Source organism: Waterburya sp., assembly GCF_058530065.1.
The window spans coordinates 1-8426 of sequence record NZ_JBZNBU010000096.1 but is presented as its reverse complement, the minus strand read 5'-3'; the positions used below and the strand labels follow the sequence as shown (position 1 = coordinate 8426).

Sequence of the window (8426 nt, the reverse complement as noted above, 5' to 3'; positions counted from 1 at the left end):
TGATATTTTAGACCTTAGGGACCCCACTAATCCTACTTTCGTAGATGCGATCGATATTTCCGAATTGGGAGATGGCATCAATAGTATTGCAATTAAGGACGGTATTGTGGCAGCAGCCATTGAAGGGGAAGCAGCAGACGACTTGGGAACGATCGTTTTCTTTGATATTGAAGGCAATGTTTTAAATCAAGTAACTGTGGGTGCGTTGCCCGACATGGTGACTTTTACTCCCGATGGAACTAAAGTGCTGGTAGCCAACGAAGGCGAACCCGATGAAGACGATCCGACAATTAACCCTGAAGGTTCGATTAGCATTATCGATATCTCTGGGGGGATAGAGAGTGCAACGGTAACTACTGCTGACTTTACTGCTTTTAATGGTAAAGAAGAGGAGTTACGGGGTCAGGGAGTGAGAATTTTCCCAGGGGTAGACTTTGCCAATGATGCCGAACCAGAATTTATTACCGTAAGTCCCGATGGTACTCAGGCGTTTGTTGCCCTCCAAGAAAATAATGCGATCGCCGTAGTAGATTTAGAGACTGGGGAAGTTAGCGAAATTCAGGGTTTGGGGCTAAAGGATTACAGTCGCGGTTTGCCCGAAGTGACTAATTACCCTTGGGATCTTAGTGGCGAGGTATTGGGTACGACTCCCGCAGGACAAGAAATTCTCTTGGGCGGGATGTCTGGCTTATATTATGAAGGCACTAGCGATGATGGTTTGTTGCAGTTTATCGCTACACCAGATCGCGGACCAAACGGCGAACCTACGGATGTGGATGGCGATGGAAATAATGAAAGACCTTTTCCTGTGCCAGATTATCAGGCGAAGTTAATTCGTTTTACACTAGATCGGGAATCTGGAGAATTTAATATTACCGAAGAGATTCCTTTAACCAGAGAAGATGGACACACTCCCATTACTGGTTTACCCAACTTACAAGCGGGGGATGCGGGAACTGCTTATACTGACGAAGTACCAGTAGATTTAAACGGTAATCCTTTACCTAACGATCCTTTTGGGGCAGATATGGAATCGATTGTCGTTGCCCCCGACGGTACTTTTTGGCTTTCTGATGAATATCGCCCAGCCATTTATCACTTTGATGCCCACGGAACTTTAATAAATCGCTTTATTCCTGAAGGTACTGGGTCATCTGTGGGACATCCCGAAGGAGCATTTGGTACGGAGACTCTACCAGAGGTTTACGCCCAGCGTCGTGGCAATCGTGGTTTTGAAGGGATGGCGTTGAACACCGACAACGGTAACTTATATGCTTTTATTCAGAGTCCTATCGATAACCCTGATGTTAGCAATGCCGAAGCACAAGAATTAGACGAGAGAAGCGATTTTAATTCCCGCAATTCTCAGGTACTAAGAATTTTAGAAGTAGATCCTGCTACGGGAGAAGCAGTCGGAGAGTATGTATATTTTCTCGAAGGTTCTCCTGGGGTAGATAAAATTGGTGATGCCGTTTATGCTGGCGACGGTAAATTCTATGTCATCGAAAGAGACTCTGGGTTTGGTAGCGATGCCGAGAAATTTATCTTTGAAGTAGATTTAACGGATGCGACCAATATCCTCGGTACGGACTTATCTACTGCAACCGAAGAAGATACTGCTTTAGAAGGGATGACTCCCGATGAGTTGACAGCAGCAGGTATTCAACCCGTTACCAAAACTGAAGTCTTAAATCTTCCTTCTATTGGCTATACCGCAGGAGATAAACCCGAAGGTTTGGCACTATTAGAAGATGGTTCTCTAGCAGTTATCAACGACAACGACTTTGGTTTATTGGATGAAGAGATACCCGTTGATGGTTCTGTTCCCTTTAACCCCGATCCGACTCAAACTACCTTGGGCATCATTGAATTTAGTGGTTCTAATGGCTTGGATGCTAATGACGAAGATGAAACCATTAATATCCAAAACGAACCCGCATTCGGACTCTATCAACCCGATGCGATCGCAGCTTACGAAGTAGATGGGGCAACCTACTACGTCACGGCTAATGAAGGGGATGCTAGAGACGAAGACGAACGGGTTGAAGATCTAGAATTAGACCCCGATACTTTTCCTAATGCCGAAGAATTACAGTCAGAAGAAAATTTAGGACGTTTAGAAGTTTCTACCATTGATGGCGATATCGATGGGGATGGGGACTTCGATCGCTTGGTATCCTATGGGGGACGTTCTTTTAGTATCCGCGATGCCAACGGTAACCTAGTCTTTGATAGTGGTGATGACTTTGCCCAAATCACTGCCGAACAAGTACCCGAACTATTTAACTCCAACGGTACGATAGATTCTTTTGATAGCCGTAGCGATGCCAAAGGTGCAGAACCTGAAGGGGTTGTAGTGGGAGAAGTAGACGGTACGCCCTATGCCTTTGTCGGTTTGGAAAGAACTGGCGGCATTATGGTTTACGACATTAGCGATCCTGCTAATTCTAAATTCGTTCAATATATTAACCCCATTGATGAAGAAACTGGCGATGCTTTAGACCTCGCCCCCGAAGGTTTGCAGTTTATCTCCGCAGAAGATAGTCCTAACGGTTTGCCTCTATTAACTGTCTCCAACGAAGTAAGCGGTACGGTTAGTGTCTATCAAATCGATATTCCCGATAGCGGTAATGGCGGTAATGGTGACGGTGGTAATAATGGTGGTGGAAGTAATAGCGACGGTACTTTCACCCTGCAACTACTCCACGCAGCCGATCAAGAAGGGGGTATTCCTGCAATCGAAGATGCCCCCAACTTTAGCGCGGTACTTAATGCCTTAAGAGATGACTACGACAATACCCTAACCCTTTCTTCTGGGGATGCTTATATTCCTGGTCCTTTCTTTGCTGCGGGAGAAGGGGCTTTTGATGGACAAGGTAGAGGGGACATCTTAATTCAAAACGAATTAGGCTTTCAAGCGATCGCACTAGGCAACCATGAATTCGACTTGGGAACGGGTACTCTTGCGGATCTAATCTCTGCCGATGAAGAAACAAACTACCCTGGTGCTAATTTTCCTTACCTTAGTGCTAACCTGGATTTCAGTACTGATGAAGACCTCGCGGAATTAGTAGTAGAAGAGGGACAAGAAGCCAGCGACATTCCCAACAGCGTTACTGGCAGTACAATTATTACCGTCAATGGCGAGAAGATTGGTGTTGTGGGTGCAACTACTCCCACTTTAGATAGTATTTCTTCTCCTGGAGACGTTACCATCTCTCCTATTGAATTTGACTCCGACGATCCCGCAGATATTTCAGCTTTGGCAGAAGAAATTCAAGGTTCGGTAGATAGTTTACTAGCAGATAACCCAGATCTTAATAAGGTAGTCTTGCTATCCCATATGCAGCAGATTTCCATTGAGGAAGCACTATCGGCAGAACTAACCAACGTAGATATTATTGTTGCAGGTGGTTCTAATACTATTCTGGCAGACGAAACAGACAGGTTTAGAACGGGAGACGAAGCCGATGGCGTATATCCCATCCTCAATACCGCAGCCGATGGCAACCCCATTGCAGTAGTCAATACCGACGGTAACTATCGCTATGTGGGACGTTTGGTAGTAGACTTCGATGAAAACGGCGTAATCATTCCCGAAAGTATCAACCCCGAAATCAGTGGGGCTTATGCTACTGATGAAGAAGGTGTGGCAGCAGTCAACGGTACTCCCGATCCTGAAGTTGTCGAAATTACCAATACCCTTGGCGAAGAAATTGCAGCCCAAGATGGAGACATCTTTGGTAGTAGTGAAGTATTCCTTAACGGTACTAGAGGAGATGTCCGTACTGAAGAAACAAATCTAGGTAACTTAACCGCCGATGCTAACTTAGCTTTGGCACAAGAAACCGATCCTGACGTAGTTATCTCCATTAAAAACGGTGGTGGTATCCGCGACAATATCGGTGCAGTGATAGCCCCTCCTGGTTCGACTAATCCCGAAGATGTAGAAAGAACTCCTACTCTACCCAACGAACTTGCAGGTAAGGAAGCAGGAGATATTTCTTCTCTCGATATTAGCAATAGTTTGCGTTTTAATAATGGTTTAACCCTACTAACGGTAACTGCCGACGAACTAGTCGAAATTATCGAACATGGTGTTGCAGCCACAGAAGAGGGAGAAACCCCAGGACAATTCCCCCAAGTAGCAGGAATAGAGTTTAGTTTTGATGCCAACTTACCTTCGGGCGATCGCATCCAGTCTTTAGCGGTTAAAGATGCAGATGGTAACATCATCGATACTGTAGTCGAAGACGGGGAACTTGTGGGAGAGGGCAGTCGTACTTTCCGTTTAGTAACTCTTAATTTCCTAGCCGATGGTGGCGATGACTATCCTTTCCCCGATCGCGATCGTGTTGATTTAGCCTTAGAAGAAGAAGATCCTCGTACTGGCGATGCTACCTTTGCCCCCGATGGTACAGAACAAGATGCCTTAGCAGAATTCCTCTTTGATAACTTCAACGAGACTCCTTTTAATATCGAAGATGTTGCCCCAGAATCAGATACTCGCATCCAAAATCTAGCCTTCCGCGATGACACCGTATTAGATGGCAGCGATGTCGGCGGTGTAAATGGTGATGGCGATAGTAATGGAGACGCTAACAGTGGCGATGGTAATGAAAATCCCAGTCCTACTTTTGAACCCATCTTTGGCACTACTGAAAGCGAAACCATCGAACTTACTGGCAGCAATGGCTTAGTCTTTGCTGGTGGTGGCGACGATTTAATCGATCTCTCTACGGGAGAAGGTGGTAATCGCCTCTATGCAGGTAGCGGTAACGATACTATTATCCTCGGAGAAGGCGATCGCATTTTTGCCGATGATAACGACGATCGCATTTTTGCCCTTACTGGTGGAGGTAACAGCATTAACGGTAACTTAGGCGCAGATCAATTCTGGATTGCTAACGGCGCAATCCCCGAATCTCCCAATACTATCAACGACTTTACTAGCGGTGAAGACGTGATTGGTATTGCTGGCTTGGGTATCGGCTTCGACGATTTAGATATTAGTCAAACTGATGCAGGGGCATTAATTTCTGCCAACGGTAACGATTTAGCAATTGTCAGTAATACTCCCGATGGTTTCTTATCCAACCCCGAACATTTTGTTTTTGTTTAATTTTTTTCAAGGGACAATTGATGATTAGTTAATTCGATAAGGCGATCGCTATTCTTAAGAAGGGCGATCGCTTTTTTTGAGATAGTATATTTATTCAGTGTCATTTTCTCTGTTGGATTTGAATTTGGATAAAGACTATATTCTTTTGCTAGATATTGTTTGCTGTCTTTCGTTCCAATGCCAGCGTAGTAAATTGGCGATTTGTCCTGCTTCCATACCTTTAAAATTAATTGCTTGGCGCGGAGATTCTGTCGCCATAGCGATCGCTTTTTCTAAATCGCAGCCCCACTTCACTAGATTTTCGACTCCAACTAATAAGGGCAAAGTAGTTCCCGACAAAGTACCATCGGGCAATCTGGCAGTACCCTGGGTAATAGTAATTTCTCGTTCGTCCCAAGGATATATGCCATCGGGCAAACCCATCGGAGAAAGGGCATCGCTAACTAGAAAAATACCGCGATCATAATTACTAGCTTTGAGAATAATTTCTAACATTGTTGGGCAAACATGATTGCCATCGGCAATTAGACCACAATAAACATTAGGATTTACGATCGCTTCTCCGAGTAACCCTGGCTGACGGTGATGCAAGGTAGGCATGGCATTAAAAGCATGAGTCACCATCGACGCACCAAGATCGAAAGCTTGTTTGGCTTCTGTTGCCGTTGCTAAAGAATGTCCCAGACTGACTATTATGTCTCGATCCTGAAGATAAGTAATTGCTTGACCGCTACTATCTAATTCTGGGGCTAATGTAATTATTTTGACTATGGCACTATAATCGCCTAAGACTCGTTTGATGTTTTCAATGGTTAAAGGCAACAAATGTTGTGGGGGATGGGCACCGCGTTTTTTATAGTTTAAAAAAGGTCCTTCTAAATGAACTCCTAATATTTGGGCAGTATTGCGCTCGTTTTGAGTAGAAATAAATTCAGCTAAAGTAGCAAGCGATCGCTGTATTTTGGTAATAGAAGTAGTCACAATCGTTGGCAAAAAACCATCAATTCCTTGTTGATAAAGAAAATCGCAAATTTGTTTTAGTTTGGGTAAATCTTGGGGTTCTAAGTCGGGAAATGCCAAACCCAAACCGCCATTGATTTGTAAATCGATTCCTCCCAAAGATAACCAGTCTTCTTGCAGGTCGATTTCTTTAGTTGCTTTTATTTTTAACTGTGGTGCGATCGCTTTAATTTTTCCCGATTCGATTGCCACTTGCTGTATGCTGTCATATCCAACAACCCTTGCATTACTAATTAATAAATCTGTCATGTGATGCTCTAAAGCTCAAAGTTGTTTGCTCGATTTATCTTTCGATACCAGATTATAGTTTTTGTATTAGCTGTTGAACGATCTGATACTGCTCGGTATTATTTTGTTGCTGGAATAAACTAGCTGCCTTGTCCCAATCTTGTTTGGCTAGATTGAGTTTGCCTAATTTTTGGTAAAGTTCCCCACGATGCTTATAAGCAAATCCAAATTCGGCATAAACAGCCAGGGAATTTTCATAATCAGTCATGGCATTCTCATATTGTTTTAATTGACCATAAATATTACCGCGACATCTGCAATAGCACTCTCGAATTTAGTATAGTAATCGATCGCCTTTTGATATTGTCGTGGATCTGATTCTAAGTAATAGCTACCTGCTTTATACAGATAATTCAAAGATTGCGGATTGATCGCCAGATTTGGTTTTGGGGCAGTTTCTGCGACAATTTTGGGTCTTTCTTGAGTTTGAGTTTAAAGCGATCGATTCAAGTCCGCACATCCTAAAACACTCCAACTTATTATCAAAGATGCAATCGTTAGTTTTTTGCTGTGGTTTGCCATTACCAAATTTTTTGATTTTATAATTGCTGATCGCTAATAAATGTTTAATGGTAAATGTTTAATGGTAAATGTTTAATGTTAAATGTTTAATGTTAAGTGATAAACAATGATAGGAATTATTATGGGCAGCGATTCCGACTTGCCCACTATGGAAAAAGCGATCGCCGTTTGCGAAGATTTTGCCGTACCCTATGAAGTGGCGATTGTTTCTGCCCATCGTACTCCAGAAAGAATGGTAGACTATGCCAAAAACGCCGTTTCTCGTGGCATTAAAGTTATTATTGCAGGGGCGGGAGGTGCTGCCCACTTGCCAGGAATGGTAGCCTCTCTTACTCCCTTACCCGTGATTGGCGTACCCGTAACCACTCGCCAACTAAGTGGAGTAGACTCTCTATATTCCATCGTCCAAATGCCCAGAGGAATTCCTGTAGCAACCGTAGCTATTGGTAACGCTCAAAATGCAGGATTGTTAGCAGTTCAGATTTTAGCGATAGGCGATCGCAATTTGCAAGCCAAAGTAGAACAATATCGTCAAGATTTAACCGCAATGGTAATGGACAAACAAGAACAACTAGATAAATTAGGTTATGAAGATTATCTTAGTCAAATGTAATTTATCAAATAGTTCGTAAAAGTTTTTAAATGAGAAACTAACTTCGATCGCGTTACATTTCTTTACCCCACCCTAAAATTAGTGTAAACTATCCGAGAAAAGTACTAGATCTAAAGAAAGAGGAGCAAAGGAAAAGATGCAGTCGGCTCAGACCCTGCGAACAGTGCCAAGAGAGTATTTAAAAGCTCCTGGTGGAATCAATCCCAATGTGTTGATGACAATCGCGGCGATCGCGTTGCTGACTATCTCAACTATTGGCTATTTCCTCTGGGATTTTCCTGCTTGGTGTTGTTTTATCGCTAACGTTTTGGCATTACATTTGTCAGGAACAGTAATTCACGACGCTTCCCACAATAGCGCGCACAGCCATCGTATTATTAATTCTATTTTGGGGCATTGCAGTGCCTTAATGTTGGGCTTTGCTTTCCCCGTATTTACTAGGGTTCATTTACAACATCACGCCCATGTAAACGATCCTGAAAACGATCCAGATCATTTTGTCTCTACAGGCGGACCTTTATGGATGATTGCTGCTCGTTTTTTCTATCACGAGTTCTTCTTTTTCCAAAGACGTTTGTGGCGTAAATTCGAGCTTTTGGAGTGGTTTCTCAGTAGATTATTTTTAGTGTCTATTGTCGCTTTGGGCATTCATTACGATTTTATTGGCTATGTAATGAATTTTTGGTTTGTTCCTGCTTTGGTGGTAGGAATTGCCTTGGGATTATTTTTTGATTATTTGCCCCATCGTCCTTTTAAAGAACGCGATCGCTGGAAAAATGCCAGAGTCTATCCCAGTCCAATTTTAAATTTGCTCATTTTGGGACAAAACTACCACTTAGTACACCATCTTTGGCCTTCCAT

The 8426-nt window shown here is 43.2% G+C and carries 6 protein-coding genes; 3 read left to right on the top strand and 3 right to left on the bottom strand.

Features of this window, described 5'->3' with window-relative positions; all coding sequences use genetic code 11:
* Positions 1-5122, top strand: a 5122-nt coding sequence (locus tag AC33VI_RS06415; protein ID WP_491781437.1) for a choice-of-anchor I family protein, incomplete at its 5' end; no start/stop codon positions are given.
* A 135-nt stretch (positions 5123-5257) separates the two neighbouring features.
* Here AC33VI_RS06415 and nagA read toward each other — a convergent pair.
* Genes nagA through AC33VI_RS06400 form a run of 3 tightly spaced genes read right to left on the bottom strand, consistent with a single transcriptional unit; the run spans position 5258 to position 6787 of the window.
* On the bottom strand, positions 5258-6391 hold the full coding sequence (gene nagA / locus AC33VI_RS06410; RefSeq protein WP_491781436.1) for an N-acetylglucosamine-6-phosphate deacetylase: 1134 nt from the start codon (positions 6389-6391) through the stop codon (positions 5258-5260).
* Positions 6392-6443: 52 nt separating this feature from the next.
* Complete coding sequence (locus tag AC33VI_RS06405; RefSeq protein WP_491781435.1) at positions 6444-6638, bottom strand: hypothetical protein; 195 nt, start codon at positions 6636-6638, stop codon at positions 6444-6446.
* A gap of 17 nt (positions 6639-6655) precedes the next feature.
* Positions 6656-6787 carry a hypothetical protein gene (locus tag AC33VI_RS06400; protein WP_491781434.1) on the bottom strand — a complete coding sequence of 44 codons (132 nt, stop codon included), beginning with the start codon at positions 6785-6787 and terminating at the stop codon, positions 6656-6658.
* 271 nt (positions 6788-7058) lie between these two features.
* Between AC33VI_RS06400 and purE the strand changes: the two genes are divergently transcribed.
* Positions 7059-7565, top strand: a complete 507-nt coding sequence (gene purE / locus AC33VI_RS06395) for a 5-(carboxyamino)imidazole ribonucleotide mutase (RefSeq protein ID WP_491781433.1) — start codon at positions 7059-7061, stop codon at positions 7563-7565.
* Between the two features lie 136 nt (positions 7566-7701).
* A partial coding sequence (locus tag AC33VI_RS06390; RefSeq protein ID WP_491781432.1) for a fatty acid desaturase occupies positions 7702-8426 on the top strand: 725 nt, incomplete at its 3' end.